We start from the raw sequence: 18830 nt of genomic DNA, 5'->3' as shown, positions 1-18830 counted from the left end.
CTCGAGATTACGTCAGAATATGCACGGGGGGCAGGTCGATCACCTTGGAGTCGCTCTGCTTTGCCTTTAGAAGTCGGTTCTCGGCTAGCAAAACCTCGTTGATGGAGGCAAGGCTGGCTACCTTGGCGCGCAGTCCCTCTATCTCCTGGCGAAGCGCGCGATTCTTCTCACGCTCCGCACAGAGATCCTGGTGTTTCACATCGCGTTGGGCGCGACTGGAACGCCCTTGAGCATCGCGGATCGCCTCAGCGATTATGGGGTAGTGGTTGTGAATCAGCGCCGTCGAAACGCCAGCCTCGCGCGCCACAGAGGCGATAGTGACCTTGGATTCTCCGGTATGTGCTCGACCACGCTGGATGCGGGCGAGCGCGAGTCGCAAATCCCGCTCGCGGGCGTCCGAGGGCTTGCGTTTGGTCGTCATGTTAGGTTTATCTCCGGGTCGTATCCAAGTTGCACGAGGACGTCACGGCAGCGCTCTAGGTCGCGCAAGATGCGCTGGCGGCCACCGTCACCGAGGTCGCTGCAATCCAGCAACCCTTTCAGGTTGTCGTAGAGACGTTGGTATATGCCAATATGGCCGCGCCCAATCACCGCGTTATGGCAGTCGCCGCAGCGAGTCCGCTCTAATGTGTTGCCGATGCAACGGTCGTCGCTCGCGGTACACCAGGCATGGCCATTGCTGCGGATCGCGGTGCTCTCGGAAATTGAGGTCACCATCGATGCATGACTCTTAAAGATGGCGAGGCTCGCCGGATCGCGCTGCCAGCGTTTGATTGAGCGACCGTAGCCTCCCGCCAGCGGTTCGTCCCCCATCCAAGTGTCAACGACGCCGAACTTGATGTCTTCGAGTTCTGCCTGGATGTCGCTGTACAACTCGATGTCGAGGTGCTCACCCCAGTCCTCATCCATCGCGTAGCCCAGCGTCATGTCCATGGACCAGTGTGCGAAGTGCTCGCGCAGATAGCGCAAGTCGCCAAATTGGCTGTGCGCTGCGTAGTTGGCGAATTTGCGGCGAAATTGATGGCTGGCGAGGTTCCAGTCCAGCCCACAGCTCTGCGTGAACGCCTTGAGGGCATGGTTCCATGTAATGCCCGACAGGGTGCGAACTAAATTGCCCTTTGCAGGGCACACCCCGAGAAAGAGTGCATGGTGATGCTTACGCGCCGTGGCGATTTCTGGGTCGCGCAGATTGACCCTTCTCCGCTCGGCAATCTCGGTGGCGATCATAGCTTGATATGGCTCGGCCCAACGCTCCATCAGGCGCAACACGCGTACGGCGACTTCGGGGATCATCCAGTCGTGTACACCAGTGTCGGTCTTATCCGACCTTGAACGCATCCAGTGATAGATCATTCCTTCGTCGTCCTCGGTGCAGTGGTGCGCGCCCGACTGGACGTTGGCCAGTTCGTGGTTGCGGCAACCGGAGGTGCTGGCCAACACGATGTAGCAGGCAGTCCGTAAATCAAGGATCGCCTGATTAAATGCCCCCAAGCCGCCATCCCAGCCCAAAGTGGCGAGGTGGCGGTTTTTAGCCTCTATGACTGTTCTGGTAACCTGTCTTCTCCGTTGTGCTGCGATGGCGCTGAGGGCATCGCGTAAATCGAGTAGCGCCTTGCCGTGCTGAACCTGTTGATAGGCTCTCTCGAACAGGGCGCAGAACGCCTCATCCGACATCAGTGGTGTTTTGCCGCCCTGTCTACGGGCCGTACCGCTGCGGGCCAGCGCATTCGCGGAAGTATCAGGCCAGGGATGCAGAGGGATCGGATCGTGGGTGTACTGGCTCAATTCTTGAAGCGCCTCAACTGCCATGAAGCGGCGCTCAAGGGCGCTCTGAGACAGCGGCTTACCCTTGCTCCGGCTCGTCTGCTTGTACGCCCGACACTCGGCAACGTAGTTCGCGCAGACAATGGGTGTCACCGCGCCGAAGTGATTGAGCTTGAGCGCGTTTAGATACCGTAGGAAGGGCAGCGCATTCTCAAAAAAATTTCGCAAAGTGCTCGCTTTGGGGCGCTTCTGCCCCGCGCGGCCGCGCCGCAGGTAGCGGTACAGCAGGGCCTTCATCACGTCCTTAAACGCACAAGGCACACGGCTGAAGTCCTGGCGCCGCAAGTTGTCTGGCACGTTGTTGGTAAAGCCGTCCAACTGCCAAATATCGTCGCCGTAGCGGCTGAGGATGACCCAGTGCCCCTCGACCTGGATGGCGCTGACGATGAGTGCGTCGCGATCGCTCTCGGGTAACTCGCATATTTCCCCCGGCTGGGACTCGATGTTCGCCCAAGATAGCGTGACTAGGTTGTTGCCACTCATGCAAAGATCTCCAGCTTTTCCACCACATCGGACGACCAGAACGGGTGCGGCTCGCAGCGCGCACGCTCGCGGGCGGCTTCGACGGCCGCCGGCTTGAAAGTCCCGCGCCGCAGCCCCTCGGCTACAATGTAGTCGTCAATCAATCGAGGAATGTGCGCGTATTCCTGTGCCCAACGCCGCTTGTCTATGCGTGTGCGCTCCGTGAATACACGGAAGTAGAAGCTGAATAGGCGGTGCAGATCTTCCTCTGTCACTGCGTAATGCTTGCAGCGCAGACAGTTGAGGAACGAAAAACACGCTGCCCCTTCACGTTTCGGTGCGTACTGACCATTCATCGGGTCGCCACAGCGCCCCATCGGGGTGGTCTGGTAGGTCGCGCCGATGGTGCGGGTCAGTAATTCTTGAACAAGTATCTCGCCCATAAATTTCCAGTTGCGCCTCGCGTCCCCGCTAGGTGCCAAATAATTTCGCCCGGCCACCTGTGGCGTGTTGCCAAGCGCGATGGCCGTAGTCACCAGGTCGCCCCCTAGTAACTCGAAAATTCGGTTGGCGAACGTTTTGCGGAGACGAGAAATGTTGATGCGCAGCGGTTGGCCGTCGATATCGGTAAGCCCGTGGTCGGCCACGAGTTTCTTGATCGCCAGCATCAACGTCCCGTCAGTCAGTGCAATGACCCGGCCGGGGCCTGGGCCGCGATGCACGCGATACAGCCACACGCGATCCTTGAGGTCGTCCGGGGCCTCCGCGCACAGCGGCTCGCTGTGGGCAAGGATGCGTCGTATCAGGCGCTCGACATTGGTCTTGACGGTTGGCGTGGACTCCAACAGATGTGCAGTCGTATTCTCGGCGCGCAGCGCCACCTTGTGGCTGGTGTGGCCGCGGCGCTTCCAAAGGACCAGGAATACGCTGTTGTCCTTGGGATGGGCGCGCAGGCAATTGCGCTCCATCTCTAGCAGTGGCGTGGAGTTCCGCCCGGTGTGCAGTGCTACAGTCAGAAGGGCATTAGCCAACAATTCGCCAGTTACTGGGATATCGTCGCGCCAGATCGGCATGACCGCTTGCCTGAGCGCGGTGGTGAACGCCCGCCGCTGACGCTTCGGCAGCGGCCTTTCGCCCTTATGCTTGCCACTGTTTGGAAACGGATTTCGTGGGAAAGTCGCATCGTCCCCCGTGGAGACTAACGAAATAAGCCCACGCTGGCCCAACGCATGAAGGACGGACTTCGCGCTGGTGTAATGGCCCCTCTGGCTAAGGGTGGTGATGCCCAGTCCAGCGAGGTGGCCAAGAAAACCGTCAATTACAGCGCGATTAATATCGTCCAGGGTCAGAACGCGCCCGAGCGCGGTTGCGCGCAGCTCAATGTAGTTGAGAAAGTGACGTAAACCACCTTTACAGATACTCGCCACGGAACTGGCCTCGAGCCCGCCGTCCTGCCGGGCCAGGAAGCGTTCGATCTGCCGCTGGCAGGCATAAGTGATCGGATCAATGCCCGTGCCGTACCAAGGCGCGAAGTCGATGCCCCGGGAGCGCGTGGCATTGCGCTCGAAGGTGACTGTAGTAGTGGCCGGTGGAATCGCCTCCGGGAGAACGACAACACGACCCGCCGTATCGCGGCTATGCTCGACATGTGGGACGCTAAGGTCGGTCCTATTGAATACCTTGCGTTTGCCCATTAGACCGCTCCCAGCTCTGCATTCAACTCATCGTCGTAGGCCAGCACCGCGTCGTCGGCCAGTTCGTTGACCAGGTGCAGGTACACCATCGTCGTCTGAATGGAGCTATGGCCAAGCTGCCGCTGCACGAACACCAGCGGATCCACCCCAGCGCGGTTTCGCTGGAGTGCGACCAGGGTATGGGTGGCGTAGGTGTGGCGTAGCATGTGGGTATGGACCCTGATACCGGCTCGCTTGCCGGTTTCCCGGACGATACGCGCGATGCGCTTGCCATCATCAGAGTAGGGCTCACCAAACTGGTTAAGGAACAGCGGCTCATGTTTGATACGGCTCAATGAGGCCCGCTCACCGCGAATCTGCACTACGTAACGATGCAAATCCGCCAGGAAGCGGCGACTGATGTAGATGTCGCGCGGTTTGCTGCCCTTGGTGCGCATGCCATGGCCATCGTATGGATCGAGGCGAATCCGGATGTTGCGCTCGCGCCTACCGGCGCTATCCGGATCGAAGATGTAGGCAAGCGGGAAAGAGGCGATTTCCTCCCGACGCAGTCCAGTCTGAAGTCCGAGCCGAATGATCATTCGGTGATGCGGATTTTCCTGCGTAGCCAGTAACGCCTTGATCTCATCCATGCTCAGAAACTTGGGCAGCGTCCGATGCTTGCGCGGCATGATGTCGTTCACCATGGCCTTGCCGCCTTTGGTATCGACGTGGGCAAGGAAGCCGAGGACGCGTTTGACCGTTCGTTCTTCATGGCCAAACGGCAGTCTGCTCACCCATCTCTGCTGCTGTGCATACTCGTAGAACTTGCATACATAGTGCAGCCGTTGACGTGTTGTTGATGAGGTCAACTTGCACTCCATCAGGGAGTAGTCCCGGTACGCCCCTACGACACTCTTGGCCTCGCCACGTTCCACGTCGCGCCAGTCAAGGTCATGCACTTGGAGGAAACTAAAAAAGTCATATAGCGCACGCCCTGTGCTTGGCCATGACTTTCGTGAACCAATAGCGCCACGCAACAGGTAGTGGCGAAAGAATTCATTGGCCGGGATGCAACTGTCCATCGTGTCCCAAAGCAGGATCGGAAAGCCTGGATAAGGACGACCGGCAATCACCAAGTCCTCGGTAGCCCACACAAGCTCCATCTACCTCCCTCCGTCTTTGACCTATCCCCATTGCTTCTCAAGCTGTTTTAGATCTTTCTTAAATCATTGTTTATGAGCGTATTTCATTCCTAACCTTTAGCAAGCCCCGGAACAACTCGTTCTACGCCAGCTGCGAGCGCGTGTTTCGACCGGACCTTGCCAGGACCCCCATCGTGGTGTTGAGCAACAACGACGGCTGCGTGATCGCCAGGTCCTACGATGCCAAGCCGTACGTGAAGATGGGCGAGCCCTATTTCCAGGCCAGGGAAAGGCTGCGCCGGCACGGCATCATGGCGTTTTCTTCCAACTACGCGCTCTACGGCGACATGAGCGAGCGGGTGATGTCGATCATCGAGTCGAGGGTGCCGGCGGTCGAGGTCTATTCGATCGACGAGTGTTTTGCCGACCTCTCCGGCATCCGCGAAGACCTGACCGCTTTCGGTCGAGCGTTGCAGGCGATGGTGGCGCAGCGCACTGGCATACCGGTCGGGGTCGGCATCGCGCGTACCAAGACCCTCGCCAAGCTGGCCAATCACATGGCCAAGCAGCTGTTGGAACGCACCGGTGGGGTGATCGACATCACCCAGGATTTCGAGCGTGACTGGGTGCTGCGCAACACCCCGGTCAAGGAAGTCTGGGGGGTAGGGCGGCGACTGCTCGCGCCGTTGAATGCCATGGGCATTCGTACCGCCATGGACCTGGCCAGAGCCGAGCCGCGCATGTTGCGCGACACGTTCAGCGTGGTGCTCGAAAAGACCGCACGGGAACTGGCCGGCACGCCCTGCCTGGCGCTGGAGGAGGCGCAGGCGCCCAAGCAGGAAATCTGCTGCAGTCGGATGTTCGGCGACCGGCTCAGCGAGCTGGCGCCGATCAGGCAGGCGGTGGCCACCTATGCCGGGCGTGCGGCTGAAAAGCTGCGCACGCAAGGCTCGCTGTGCAAGCAGCTGCGGGTGAGCATTCGCACCGGCATGTTCAACCCTGCCGAACGGCACCACGCCCAGGGCGCACTGGTGGAACTGCCATATCCCACCAACGACACGCTGCTGATCACCCGCGCCGCCACCCGTGCGCTGGAACGCGTGTTCCGCGAGGGCTACCGGTACAGCAAGGCCGAAGTCCTGCTGCTCGACCTGCGCCAGCCGGGACAGTCTTCGGACGACCTGTTCGCCACCTCGCAATCGCCTCAGAGCGACCGCTTGATGACGGTCATGGACCAGATCAATGGCCGGTATGGGCGGGGCACCATGAGGTCGGGCAATGTACCGCTGAACCCCGATTGGGCGATGCGTCGGGAGCTGCTGAGCCAGTCGTACACGACCCGCATCGATCAGCTGTGGGTGGTGCGGGCATGAGCGGTCGCTACCTGAACAGTACCTTGGCGAACGCCTCGGACGCGCGATGCACCTGGACCGACCAGTCCTGCGCAGCGTCGCTGCCGGCATCGTCGGAAATGTACTTCAGGCAGAGGAACGGGATGCCCTCGTCCTGGGCGATCAATGCCAGTACATAGGCTTCCATGTCGATCACGTCGTAAGGTGCATCGTGGTGGCTGATTTCGAAACTGTCGCCGGTTCCGCAGGTGCCCAGCGGCACGCCGGGCAGGGCAAGGCCATGCTCCAGCAGCACCGGGCGATTGGCCAAGGGGGTTTCGTAGCGGGCGAAGCCCAGCGGCGTCACGTCCATGTCCCGTTGCAGGAACTGCGTGCAGCACACCAGCGCGCCTCTGCCATGCCGAGGGCTGCCGGCCGAGCCCAGGTTGACGATGAGCTTGGGTCTGCGCGTCTGCAACGCCCTGACCAGGGCGATCGCGGCGTTGATCTTGCCGATGCCGGTGAACAGCGTGTCGACATGGCTGAAGCCATCGCCGGCCTCGGCCTCGAGGGCGAAGACGAAAAGCGTATCGGCCAAGGCCACCTGGGTGTGTTCGTCGATGTGAATCATGCGCAAGCATTCCTGTGCGGTTTCAAAGTCTTTTCGGTAGAGAAACGCTCACGCCGAGGCCGCGTTCGTGCAAACCCTGCGCGAGCCTGATCGCGCCCCTGTGCACTTCGACGATCCGCTTCACGATGGGTAGACCCAGGCCGCTGCCCTGGCCATCGCTGGAGGCAGCGCTGCCGCGATAGAAGCGCTTGAAAATCACGCCTTCTTCCTGCGCGGTGATCCCCGGTCCGTCGTCCTGCACCGAGATCACCGCGTGCTGCGGGTGATCCTCTATTCGTACCCTGATATGCCCGCCTTGGGGCGTATAGCGTATTGCATTGCCGATCAGATTCCTCAGCAGTATTTTCAGCCACAGCTCGATGCCGATGATTCTGGTGGGCGCCTGCTCCAGCGAGAGGCTGATGCCTTTGTCGAAGGCCGGCAGCGACAACTCCGCTACCACCGCCTCGGCCACGCTCGACAAGTCGATTGGATAGCACTCCTCGATCAGCGCATCGCTGTCCAGCCGTGCCAGCAGCAGAATCTGTTCCATCAGCGTGGTGATGCGCGTGACGCTGCGGTTGACCTGCTGCATGCCGTGGGCCTGGAATTGCGCGTCGGTAGAACGCAGCATGACCTGTACGTGGGTGCGCAGGGCGGCCAGTGGGGTGCGGATCTCGTGGGCGGCGTCGCCCGTGAGCCGACGTTCTGCCTCCAGCGCACTGCGCAGGCGTTCGAGCAGGAAATTGAGTTCGCTGACCAGCCCGTGCACTTCCAACGGTACCTTCGTCAACGCGATCGGCTCCAGATTGCGCCCCGAGCGCTTGTGTACTTCGGCCTGCAAGGCCTGGAGCGGGGATAGCCCGCGCGAGACGCTGAACCAGATCATCGTGGCGAGCAGGAGAAAGGCAGGCAGCAGCGGGAACAGCGAGTAACTCACCAGGCTGTTGATGGCACGTCGTCGATAGCTGATGTTTTCCCCGACCCACACCTGGACGTCGCCCTCGGCGAGTTTCAGGACTCGCCAGTTGGCGTCCGCGCTTTCGATGGTGCTGAATCCATTTTCGGCGGCGGTGAATCCCGATGGGGTCTTGGCGCTCGACAAGACGGGCTCGCCCCGGAACCAGACGGTGTAGGCGAGTACGCCGTCTCGGTGCACCAGAGGCAGTCCCTTGATGGCCTCGCGGCTGTTTTCGATGCTTTGCGTCATGGTCGCGCCAGGGCTGCCGAGGTCCTGGCTGGCGACGGCGATGTTGAGGATGTTGAGCGCGGCGTCGCCGAAGTCGAGCATGTCTTCGTCGAAGAATTTCTCGACTTTCATGAGAGACAGGTAGTAGGTGAGCACCACGGCCATGAGCCAGGTCACGATGAAGCTGCCAAGCAGCCACATCAGCAGCAGGCGGCGCACCGAGGGGCGCGCGGGCTCGCCCAGGAGCGAGTGTCGAAGTCGGGTGAGGGGCATGCCTAGAGACCTGCTGGTTCGTCCGCGATGGTGTAGCCCAGGCCCCTGACGGTGCGGATCAACCTGTTGTCGATCTTGCGCCGGACATGGTGCACATGAACCTCGATGGCGTTGCTTTCGACATCGCCGCTCCAGCCATAGAGCCTGCTTTCCAGCTGGGTGCGCGACAGCACCTTGCCCTTGTTTTCCAGCAGCAGGCGCAGCAGGGCGTACTCGCGTGGGGCGAGGTTGATCAGGTCGTCGCCCAGGGTCACCGTGTGGGTGGACGGATCCAGGCGCAGGCCACCATGCACCAGCTGTGGCATCGCGCGGCCCAGTGAGCGGCGGGCCAGGGCACGGACTCTGGCCAGCAGCTCGTCGAAGTCGAATGGCTTGGTCAGGTAGTCGTCAGCACCGTAGTCCAGGCCCCTCACTCGATCGGCCACTTCGTCCCGGGCCGTGAGCAACAGGACCGGCACCTTGGAGCCGCGATTGCGTAGCTCGTGGAGCACGTCCAGGCCGCTGCAGCGCGGCAGGCCGATATCGAGAATCACCAGGTCGAACTCATCGGTGGCCAGCGCCTGCCTGGCCAGCAGCCCATCGGTCAGCCACTCGACCTGGTCACCCTCCTGGCGCAGGCCCAATTGAATGCCATCACCTAGCAGCAGGTCATCTTCCACTAGCAGTACGCGCATGCTCGAGCCTTCTTCGCTACGTTAACCATTGCCAGACACTCAAGGCGGCTTCGACCAGCAGCAGCGCCACGATCAGCCATTCCACCCGCAACTCCTGGATGACGTGACGGTGCTCGCTGAGGCGGTCCGTGGCCAGTTCGTACAGGTCCTGCAGCACTTCGATGCGGTCGTCGAGGCTGACCAGCCGGTCATGCACGTCGGTCTGCATGGCCAGTTCATTGTAGAGCCTGCGCACCGCACTGCTGAGCCGCGTGGGCGCTTTTTCCAGGCAGGTTTCCAGACGGGTATAGGCCATGCGCCAGCGCGTGGTGCGCGTCACGCAGGCATCGACGTGGCTCGACCGGGCCTGATGCCGCTTGCAGGGCATGTGGGTCAGCTCGATGTCGTCATCCGCCGTGGACCAGAATGCAGCGATGTCCGTTTCCAGGCCACGCAGGCAGCCTTCGTACCAGCTGAAAGCGACGATCCCGGCCAGCAGCTCCTCGCAGCGCTCGGGGTTGCCGATGATCAGCGCCCGGCCTGGTCGCCACAGTATGCGCTCGCCGAACGACATCGTCTCCAGGGTTGGCTGATCGACATCGTCGTCGGCCCTGATCCAGGCTTCCAGGGTCTGGCGCCAGGCGTGGCTGGTCTGTAGCCCCGCGCTGGCGAATACCATCAGCAGGTCGTCCCGGGCCACGTCTTCAGGGAGCGCCTGCATGTGCGCCAGGGGGGAACGCTCCAGCAGGACTGCGTACGCCGGGTGGGGGTCCTCGAACTGCACCAGGCAACGTGCGGCCTGATCGCGCGGCGCTGCGCCGGGCGTGAAGGTCACCCGATGCAGGATGCAGGTGCCAGAGGGCGTCGGCTCGCGCCCCTGTTCGGCGTGCGGAGCGACCATTTCAGTAGGCCTTCAATGCAGGCAACTGTGTTGGGCCGAACTCGATTTCCTCGATGTCGGGCGGCGCGATGAAGGCCACGCCATCTTCCAGCAGCGGACCGGGCTGAGCCATCAGGAAACGCGTTTCCTTGTCCATGACGAAACAGGCCTTGAGGTAGTCGCCATCGAGGTGATCGAGCCAGTGGGGGCCGAGCTTGCGCTCGACGCGCCGGTCCACTTCGTGCGCGTGCCATTGGGCAGGATCGACCCAGTCCGAGGCGAGCAGGAAGCCCCAGGAGGCGAGGAACGAAGGCACTGCCGCGCGGTAGCTGTGGACCTGGCTGAACACGCTGCGCAGCGTACGGGCCAGTGCAGCATGAGGCTTGTCGTCGCTGTGGGAGAACTCCAGGCCTTGCACGGCCACCACGCCACCGGGACGCAGGCGCGAGTGCAGCAGTTCGTAGAACTGACGGGTGTAGAGGGCCTGTGCCGGACCGTTGTCGAGCATGTCCACCACGTCGATGATGACCACGTCGTAGAGCGACGGGTCGTTCTCCAGATAGGCCCTGCCATCGGCGCCCACCAATGTGCAGCGAGGGTCGTCGAAGGCACCCTGGTGCCACTGGAACAGGTGGGTTCGACACAGCTCTACCAGTTCCTGGTCCAGGTCGACCATCACCGCGCGCCGCACGCTGGCGTGGGACAGCACTTCGCGCAGGGTGGCGCCTTCGCCGCCGCCGATGATCAGCACGTCGCGCGGTTCGTCATGGGCGAGCATCGCCGGCTGCACCAGCAATTCGTGGTAGAGCGACTCGTCGCTGGCCGCGCTCTGGATCGCACCATCGATCATCAAAATGCGGCCATAGTTGTAGGTGTCGGCGATGAGCACGTTCTGCCAGGCCGTGCGCCCCTGGTGCAGCACGCGGCGCACGCCGTAGAGGTAGCTGTCGAACAGGTCGCTGTTTTCCAGCGCCGTGATGGCGCTGTCGCCTTCCTTGGCCGGATCGGGCGGATAGAAATAGAAGTGATTTGGCGGCAGGGCGGGCAGGGTGCAGGCCACGTGTTCGGGCACGAGGTACCTGAGGTCGACGTCCTGGCGGGTGGAGTCGATCTCCTGGAGGGGCGCAGAGCGTTCGGCGAACTGGCTCATCGTGCGCTCCCGAGCTCCGAGCCGATGGCCCAGCGCAGCGTGGGGCTGTCGTCGTTGATCGCGCCGGCGCCATTGAGGGTGCGGTTGACCATGCCGACCCGATGGCCTTCCAGGCCGCGGTCCATGCTCGAGATGATGTGCCGCTGGCTGCCCAGGCGCTCGCTCAGCACGCGTACTGCCTGGGCACCGTCGAGGACGTCGCCGCAGGTGAACACATCGATGGCGGCGTATTTGAACTCGGGCCAGGTGTGGATGGCCAGATGCGACTCGGCGATCACCACCACGCCGGAAATACCGATCGGGCTGAACTTGTGGAACGTGGAAGTTATGATGGTAGCCCTGGCTTCACGCGCGGCTTGCAACATGCTGTCTTCGATCCATTTGATATCGTCGAAGCGCGCGTCGTTACAGTCGTAAAGTTCGATGACCAGTTGCTTTCCAAGCGCAGAGTTCGAATGAATTTCTGAGTGTTCGTTCAACATGGACGTTTACCATTCGAGGTAGGGTGTGAGTGCGGGGAGAATCTTAGTGCGGGGTTTCTTAAGGGATGCTTAAGGTCGGCATGAAAAATAGTTTAAGCCTTGATGGGCAGGGCTTTGCAGGTGTCGAGCTGATCTGCGCCATGGCGGCGAGGCGCGGCTCGTGCGGGTTGGAGATAGGGTGGGTTAGTTGTGGCTGGAGCGGGTATTATTTAACGTGATCGAGGTGCGGCGCTTGGCGAAATGACTGGCGGCATATGTCCATCGGGTGTCGATGGTTTGGCACTCAACGCGGTCCACGCAGAGAGCGGCGTCGGCCTGTCGATATTGTCCGGAACCCTCGTCAATAAGTAAGTTGATGAAAGCGCGACTGTTTGAATACGATTGGCTGAAGAAGGGCGATGCTGATGAAATTTGCTTCCCTGGGACCTTCAAGTCAATGAAGTGGGCGGGATTCATGTTGTGCGTCGTATCGACACTGATGTATCTCTTTGCGTGTACGGACCGGTTTGGAAAACGCCAATGGCGAAGATTCGGTCTGCAATGCCTGGCGGTGCTGGCGGGTGCCTTCCTCTTGGCGCTGTGAGTGGCGCTGCTGGCGAAGTCGTCGTCCCTCATAGACCGCCAGACGGCGCGAGCGTTGACACTGCTGGTGCCGGCCTCGCTCATGGCGTTATTGATGGCGAAGTTGTTCGTAGTGGCGCTGCGCGTAGTGTTCGACGCGATCATGAATTTTCATGAGCGACACAACACGCCCGAGAACGCCGCCAGGCTTCGCGGCCTGGGCGTCAGGTATGGCGCCGGCCTGTGGGTGTTCGTCCGCTGCCTGGCAGCGCTGGGCAGTGTCCTGATGTTCTACGGGATCTGGTTCGGCACGAGCGTTTGAACCTTGGCGGGAAGCGTTCGAGCGCCTGCGCCGACCCCGTACCTGTCAGAGCCTGAAACGTACCTGGATGCTGCTCAGGCCGCGCGAGCGATCCAGGGTGATCGCCTGGTCTCCGTACCCCGAGTAGCTTTTCACCAGGCGCATGCCCAAGCCGGTGCCGCTCGGCTTCGGGTAGGACTCGGGAAATCCGGTGCCTTCATCGGTGACGGTGACCCGCGCATCGGCACCGTCGCGCTCGATCCTCACGGTGATCTTGCCGCGCCCGTATTTCAGGGCGTTGGTGACCAGCTCCGAGACCACCAGACCCAATGGTGCCATGCGTTCCGGCGGCAGGACGAAGGGGTCGACCAGCCATTCGATATCCGGCTCGCCGAATGCCTTCCTGATGTCACTGAGCAACGAGCGCAGGTAGTCCGGCGCGCTCATGGCTTCGCAGTGAGCGTCCTGATAGAGATGCTCGTGGACGTTGGCGATGGTCATCACCCGATTGGCGGCGATCTGCAACTGGGTCTGCACGGCTTCCTCGACGGCCAGGTTGGCCTGCAGCAGTAACAGGCTGTTGACCAGGTGCAGGCTGTTCTTCACCCGGTGGTGGGTCTCGGCCACGTGCAGGCCGCTCTCGGTGAGTTTGGTGTTCTGAGTTTCGATCAGTTCGGCGAAGCGCACTTCCTGCTCATGGCGATCGGTGATGTCCCGCGAGACGGCGATGATCTTGTCGATCTCGCCCTGCCGGTCGAGCACTGGTGCTGCCGTGACGTCCCACCACCTGGGCTCGTTCTGGGCGGTCGGGCAGAAGGACTCGAAACGCACCGATTCACCCCGGTTGACCCGCACCAGGGCGTCTTCGATCACCGGCTTTGAGCTCTCGGGCCACAGCTCGACCCAGTGCTTGCCAGCGATGTCTGTGAGGCTGGGGATCTGCATGCGGCACAGTCCGGCCTCGTTGAAAAACTCCACCTCGCCGCTGCGCGAGAGGATCTTCACGCAGTCGGGGCTGGCGTTGAGCACACTTTCGGAATAAGTGTGGGGCGTGTCGGCCTCTTCTTTGGCGGCCAGGCGCTCGACGGTCAGCGAGATGATGTTCGCCAGGCCTTCGAGAAACACCACGTCGCTTTCGATGAAATCATCGCCGTCGCGGCTGTCCGCTTCCAGTACGCCGAAGGTACCAGCGGTGCCGCGTATCGGTACGTTGACGGCCCGCTCGATGCCGTACTGGTGCAGCAGGGCAGGGGTCCTGAACCTCAGCTCCTGGCCCAGGTGATTGGAAATCACCGGTCGGCTGGTGGTGAAGGCGTAGCCTGCGGGGCTGGCCTCATCACCTCCGACCGTGGCGCTACCGATGTCGGCGGGCGCCCAGCCCACGCCGTGGGTCAGCCGCAAGACCGCGGGGTCGTCACTGGGCTGGAGAATCTTGGCGTAGGGGGTGTGCATGCCTGCGGCGGCGATGGCGCAGGCTTGCGTCAGCAGCTCATCGAGGTGGGTGAAGCCGAGCGAGTCCACGGCGAAGCCGACGACCAGTTCATGTTGTCTGCGCAACCGGGTATGCGAAATCTGCAGCGCGGCACGTACGATTTCGTCAGGCGACAAGTGAGGCATAGGTTACGTCCGGCATGAGATAGGTCGGTCAACTGGTGGCGATAGTCGCCATCGCGGTGTTGCCAGGCTTACAGGCAGATGGCTAAAACATGGCGCAATCTACACGCATCGTCGGGCGAGCACTAGTTGTGTGCTTATGCTCTTCTGCTGGGTCTCAGGCAAATGTTTCTGGATAAGGCAAAATGTATCAATACTTTGAAGTTATGATATAACGTATTTTTGTTGAGGCGGGCGCAGACCTGCCCATTTCCTCCGTGGGTATAGCCCGCCCCCGTTACCCTGCGCTTCAGGAGCTTCCATGCGATTCACCCCGGCCTCGCTTGCCATTTTCACGGCCATGGTCTCCCCCGACCTGTTCGCCGATGCCTCAGGCAATTCGACCATCATCCTGGGCGATGTGAACATCACTCAGGCCTCGACCGCGTCGGCCACGGCCTTGAGCACGGAGAACGTGCTGACATCGGTCGACGTGCTGGGCGCCGACCAGGTGCAGGACAAGAACGTGATGAACAGCTGGCAGCTGCTGGGGCAGATGCCCGGCATCCAGCTGACCGAAACCGGGCAGGGCGCGGAATCGGGCAAGGTCAGCTTTCGTGCGTTCAACGGCGAAGGCTACATCAACGGCATCAAGACGCTGATCGATGGCGTTCCGAGCAACGTCAACAGCGGCAACCAGCGGTTCATCGACATGGTCTTTCCGCTGGACATCGAGTACATCGAAGTCGTGCGTGGTACCAACGACCCCCGTTACGGGTTGCACAACATCGCCGGCAACATCAACTTCGTCACCCGCCAGGGCGGCAACTATGCGGACAGCCGCGTCACCTACGGCAGTTTCAATACCCGTGAGGTGCAGCTGGCGCTCGGGCACGAAGAAGGCAACTTCGCCCAGAACTACCTGCTTGCCAAGCAGGACAGCGACGGCGAACGGGATCACGGTAACTCCAACAAGTATTCACTCGGGGGCAAGTGGTTCGTCAGCAACGACGATCAGAACTTCCGGGTCGGGCTGATCGCGCGGCTTTATCATCACCAGGCGCAGGAGCCGGGCTTTCTCACCCGCGATCAATTGCACGCCAGCCGCAACCAATCGCCGGACAAGAACGCCAACGATGGCGATGATCGCGACATGAAGCAGCTGAGTCTGCACAGCGACTGGCAGATCGACGACGACCTGAGCCTGAGCAGCAAGCTCTACTACAACAGCTACAACGACGATCGCACCGTGACCTTCACCGACTACCGGCCAGGCAATGCGCCGCGCCAGCGTCGGCAGTGGGACGAGCAGCAGCGCGGCATGCTCGGCAATCTCACCTGGCGCGCCAACGACCTGCTCACGCTGGATGGCGGCCTCAATTTCGAGGAGCAGGACAACGCGTACCGCCGCCTGCGCTACAGCTACGGTGTGCCCACCGATTTCCATGCCACGCCCGCCCGCGTGCAGAACGACGACAGCTATACCCTGCGCAACCTCGGGGGTTATGTGCAGGCGGTGATACAGCCAACCGAGGCGCTGAAGATCATCCCGGCCATGCGCGTCGACAAATTTTCCGGCAACACCGAGCTGCTCGGCGGCGCCAAGGCCTCCCTGCAGGATTACGGCTGGATTCGTCAGCCCAAGCTCAGCGTCATCTACAGTCTTACCCCAGAGATCGATCTGTATGCCAACTGGGGGCGCACCTTCCAGATACTCACAGGTTCTACCGCGCCGGCCTACATGACACCTGGGCAGGCGTCCTATGATCCGTCGATCAACACCGGCAAGGAGGTGGGCATCAAGTTCCAACCGTTCGCCGGGGCGCAGGCACGTGTCGCGGTGTGGCAACAGGATGCCACCGATGAGGTGGCCAACATGCCCAGTACTGGCACCACGGTCGGCCTGGGCGAAACCCGCCGACGTGGCGTCGACCTGCAAGTGAGCGCACAGTTGGACGAGCAGTGGACGGTCTGGGCCTCCCATGCCATACAGGAGGCCAAGGTGGTCAAGGCCTTTGCCGCCAATGGCCAGTCGTTGTCCGGGAAGGATGTCTTTTCCACGCCGCGCTACATCAGCAACCTCGGTGTGGACTACCGTTACGACGACGACTGGAAGTTCGGCATGCAAGGCCGGGCGCAGGGCAGCTACTACATCGACGAGCTCAACGAGCAGGGCCGGTACGGCGGCTTCGTGGTGGTGGACGCCAGTGTCAGCTATCGCATCAGCCCGTCCACCAGTGTCGATGTGCAGGTCAAGAACCTGCTGGATCGCCAGTACGAGTACGTGTGGTACGACAACTTCTTCTGGGGCGGCGACGATCAGGCCATGTTCTCACCCGCGCCGGGGCGCTCGGCCTTCGTCTCGCTCAACATGAAGCTGTGAATGGGTCGCTCGTGGCGAAGGGATCACTACCGCGCAGTCTGCCAGTGGCGGCCAGGCTTTCGAGCAGCTGTTCGGCGGCCAGCGGTCTGCCCAGCAGATAACCTTGCAGAGCGTGGCAGCCCAGGCGGGTGAGCAGGGCCTGCTGCTGCGGTGTTTCCACACCCTCGGCGACGATCTTCATGTCCAGGGTGCGGCCCAGGGCGATGATCGCCGAGATGATCGCCTCATCCTCGTTGCCCTCGACCAGCTCCTTGACGAAGCCGCGGTCGATCTTCAGTTCGTTGGCCGGAAAGCGCTTGAGGTAGAGCAGGCTGGAATAGCCCGTGCCGAAGTCGTCGATGGAAATGTTCACGCCCAGTTCGGCCAGGCGTTCGAGGATTTCCAGGCTGACTTCGGCCTTGCGCATGGCCGTCGACTCGGTGATTTCCAATACCAGGTGGCGAGGCGCTAGCGCGTATTTCTGCAGTGCGCCGCGGATCACGTCGAGCAAGTCCGCGTGCGCCAGCTGGATGGTCGACAGATTGACCGCCATGCTCCAGTGGCCGTGGCCCTGGTCATGCCAATGGCGTATCTGCCGGCAGGCTTCGTCGATCACCCAGTTGCCGATCGGTACGATCAGGCCCGTGCGCTCGGCGTGGGGCAGGAAGCGGTCCGGGGGAACCAGGCCGACACCAGGCTTGTGCCAGCGCACCAGGGCCTCGACGCCGATCATCGAGCCATCGGCGGCGACGAACTTGGGTTGGTAATGCAGGACGAACTCGCCGTGTTCCACGGCCTGGCGCAGGTCGTGGTGCAGTTGCATCTGCTCGTGGGCGTTCTTGTTCATGGTGCTTTCGAAGAAACAGTAGCCCTCGCGACCCCTTTCCTTGGCGTGGTACATCGCTGCATCGGCATTGACCAGCAACTCCCGTGCGCTGCGACCGTGATCGGGAAACAGCGCGATGCCGATGCTGGCGGAAATGTGCAGGGCGTGGCCTTCGATGCTGTAGGGGCGGCCGATCGCCTCGGTCAGGGCCTGTGCCAGTTGCGCGGCCTGCACGGGGGTGGCGGACTGGGTGAGAAACACGAATTCGTCGCCGCCCAGTCGCGCAGCCGTGTCCGCCGGGTGCTTGCTGGCCAGGATGCGTTCGGAGACCTCCATCAGCAGGAGGTCGCCGACGTGATGCCCATACGCGTCGTTGACCGCCTTGAAACCGTCGAGGTCCATGAGCAGCACCGAAAAGCGCCCTTCGTTGCGCGTGCCCCTGTGGATCGCCTGATTGAGGCGATCGCTGAGCAGCAGGCGATTGGGCAGGCGGGTGAGGTTGTCGTGCAGGGCCAGTTGCAGCAGCTCGCTGTTGGCCTGGTCCAGCGAGACCGACAGCAGGTTGCTGCGCACATCGAGCACCGAAACGATCAGCGCGATGGCCAGCACCGCCAGGCTGACGGTGATCACCACCACTGCCAGCCATTTGACGTCGATGCCGCTGTTGGACGCTTCGCAGTAGCTACCCAGGGGAAACTGGGCGGCGGCCATGCCGGTGTAGTGCATGCCGACGATGGCGCAGCCCATGAGCAGCGACGCGCCCACCCGTGCCCAGGCCTCGCTGCGCGAGTTTCTGCGCAGGCGGAACACGATCCATAGCGCGCTGACGCTGGCCAGCACTGCGATGACGATGGACAACGCAAACATCCAGGGCAGGTAGATCACGCTCGGCTGCATCCGCAGGGCAGCCATGCCGGTGTAGTGCATGGCGGCGATACCGGCGCCCATCAGCGAGCCGCCCAGCACCAGGCGTACGTGTGGCAGGTTCTGCTGGCACACCAGCCACAGGGCGAACGCCGAGGAGAACACCGCGATCAGCAGTGACAGCAGCGTCAGCGGGACGTCGTAGCCCAAGGGGATCGGCAGGTCGAACGCGAGCATGCCGATGAAGTGCATCGCCCAGATCCCGAAGCCCATGGCGAAGGAGCCGCCTGCCAGCCAGAACGCCGCCGCCTTGCCCCTTGAACTGGTGACCCGGGCGGCCATCTTGAGTGCGGTGTAGGACGCGAGTATGGCGACGATGAAGGAAAACGCGACCAGGACGGGGTTGTAGCTGCTGGAGAGCATAGTGCACCGATGCGAAGCGAAGCGTCGCCGAAAGCCGAGAGATGTCGATTGGCCATTATCGTGCGAATCGGCTATTCAGGTAAATCGATACATGCTCGGCAGCATCGGTGCAGCAAGTCGCATGCAGGCGTTACCATCACCCATGTTCGAGGCGCCTGGCGGCCTCGCCATCGCGCAGTGCCACCGCTTGGGCAAAAACACCCGTACAGGCGACGGCGCCAGTGGAGC

16 protein-coding genes are annotated in these 18830 nt (G+C 61.9%); 4 read left to right on the top strand and 12 right to left on the bottom strand.

Going from position 1 to position 18830, the window contains the following annotated elements:
• Positions 1-7: 7 nt before the first annotated feature.
• From IAE34_RS07375 to IAE34_RS07360, 4 genes are read right to left on the bottom strand one after another with little or no spacing between them, the layout of a single operon-like run.
• Positions 8-421, bottom strand: a complete 414-nt coding sequence (locus IAE34_RS07375; protein WP_200138218.1) for a TetR family transcriptional regulator — start codon at positions 419-421, stop codon at positions 8-10.
• Positions 418-2307: an integrase gene (locus IAE34_RS07370; RefSeq protein WP_200138217.1), complete on the bottom strand. Its 1890-nt coding sequence runs from the start codon at positions 2305-2307 to the stop codon at positions 418-420. Before IAE34_RS07370 ends, IAE34_RS07375 begins: the two co-directional genes overlap by 4 nt.
• Positions 2304-3980, bottom strand: a complete 1677-nt coding sequence (locus tag IAE34_RS07365; RefSeq protein WP_200138216.1) for a hypothetical protein — start codon at positions 3978-3980, stop codon at positions 2304-2306. Before IAE34_RS07365 ends, IAE34_RS07370 begins: the two co-directional genes overlap by 4 nt.
• The gene (locus IAE34_RS07360) at positions 3980-5125 is read right to left on the bottom strand and encodes a tyrosine-type recombinase/integrase (RefSeq protein ID WP_200138215.1); all 1146 of its coding nucleotides are present in this window, start codon (positions 5123-5125) and stop codon (positions 3980-3982) included. Before IAE34_RS07360 ends, IAE34_RS07365 begins: the two co-directional genes overlap by 1 nt.
• A gap of 80 nt (positions 5126-5205) precedes the next feature.
• Between IAE34_RS07360 and umuC the strand changes: the two genes are divergently transcribed.
• On the top strand, positions 5206-6477 hold the full coding sequence (gene umuC, locus IAE34_RS07355) for a translesion error-prone DNA polymerase V subunit UmuC (protein WP_200138425.1): 1272 nt from the start codon (positions 5206-5208) through the stop codon (positions 6475-6477).
• Between the two features lie 7 nt (positions 6478-6484).
• Here the strand turns inward: umuC and IAE34_RS07350 are convergent, their stop codons facing one another.
• Genes IAE34_RS07350 through speD form a run of 6 tightly spaced genes read right to left on the bottom strand, consistent with a single transcriptional unit; the run spans position 6485 to position 11672 of the window.
• A complete protein-coding gene (locus IAE34_RS07350) occupies positions 6485-7066 on the bottom strand; it encodes a 5'-methylthioadenosine/S-adenosylhomocysteine nucleosidase family protein (protein WP_200138214.1) in 582 nt (193 codons plus the stop codon).
• A gap of 22 nt (positions 7067-7088) precedes the next feature.
• On the bottom strand, positions 7089-8507 hold the full coding sequence (locus tag IAE34_RS07345; RefSeq protein WP_233631005.1) for an ATP-binding protein: 1419 nt from the start codon (positions 8505-8507) through the stop codon (positions 7089-7091).
• A 2-nt stretch (positions 8508-8509) separates the two neighbouring features.
• Positions 8510-9181, bottom strand: a complete 672-nt coding sequence (locus IAE34_RS07340) for a response regulator transcription factor (protein WP_200138213.1) — start codon at positions 9179-9181, stop codon at positions 8510-8512.
• A 16-nt stretch (positions 9182-9197) separates the two neighbouring features.
• Positions 9198-10061: a hypothetical protein gene (locus IAE34_RS07335; RefSeq protein ID WP_200138212.1), complete on the bottom strand. Its 864-nt coding sequence runs from the start codon at positions 10059-10061 to the stop codon at positions 9198-9200.
• A 1-nt stretch (position 10062) separates the two neighbouring features.
• Positions 10063-11190 carry a fused MFS/spermidine synthase gene (locus IAE34_RS07330; protein ID WP_200138211.1) on the bottom strand — a complete coding sequence of 376 codons (1128 nt, stop codon included), beginning with the start codon at positions 11188-11190 and terminating at the stop codon, positions 10063-10065.
• The gene (speD, locus tag IAE34_RS07325; protein WP_200138210.1) at positions 11187-11672 is read right to left on the bottom strand and encodes an adenosylmethionine decarboxylase; all 486 of its coding nucleotides are present in this window, start codon (positions 11670-11672) and stop codon (positions 11187-11189) included. The genes IAE34_RS07330 and speD overlap by 4 nt, the downstream gene beginning before the upstream one ends.
• Positions 11673-12027: 355 nt before the next feature.
• On the opposite strand from speD, the gene IAE34_RS07320 reads away from it, so the two are divergent.
• Positions 12028-12255, top strand: a complete 228-nt coding sequence (locus IAE34_RS07320) for a hypothetical protein (protein ID WP_200138209.1) — start codon at positions 12028-12030, stop codon at positions 12253-12255.
• Positions 12256-12555, top strand: coding sequence for a hypothetical protein (locus IAE34_RS07315; protein ID WP_200138208.1), 300 nt, complete (start codon positions 12256-12258; stop codon positions 12553-12555).
• A gap of 45 nt (positions 12556-12600) precedes the next feature.
• Here IAE34_RS07315 and IAE34_RS07310 read toward each other — a convergent pair whose 3' ends face one another.
• Positions 12601-14151: a sensor histidine kinase gene (locus IAE34_RS07310; protein WP_200138207.1), complete on the bottom strand. Its 1551-nt coding sequence runs from the start codon at positions 14149-14151 to the stop codon at positions 12601-12603.
• Positions 14152-14449: 298 nt separating this feature from the next.
• Between IAE34_RS07310 and IAE34_RS07305 the strand changes: the two genes are divergently transcribed.
• Positions 14450-16510, top strand: coding sequence for a TonB-dependent receptor (locus IAE34_RS07305; RefSeq protein WP_200138206.1), 2061 nt, complete (start codon positions 14450-14452; stop codon positions 16508-16510).
• Here IAE34_RS07305 and IAE34_RS07300 read toward each other — a convergent pair.
• Positions 16494-18602 (bottom strand): putative bifunctional diguanylate cyclase/phosphodiesterase, encoded by a 2109-nt coding sequence (locus IAE34_RS07300; protein WP_200138205.1) that lies wholly within the window; start codon positions 18600-18602, stop codon positions 16494-16496. The genes IAE34_RS07305 and IAE34_RS07300 overlap by 17 nt on opposite strands.
• Between the last annotated feature and the right edge of the window lie 228 nt (positions 18603-18830).

This window comes from Pseudomonas sp. S30 (assembly GCF_016518545.1).
Taxonomy (GTDB): Bacteria; Pseudomonadota; Gammaproteobacteria; order Pseudomonadales; family Pseudomonadaceae; genus Aquipseudomonas.
This window is presented reverse-complemented; position numbering and strand designations above follow the sequence as displayed.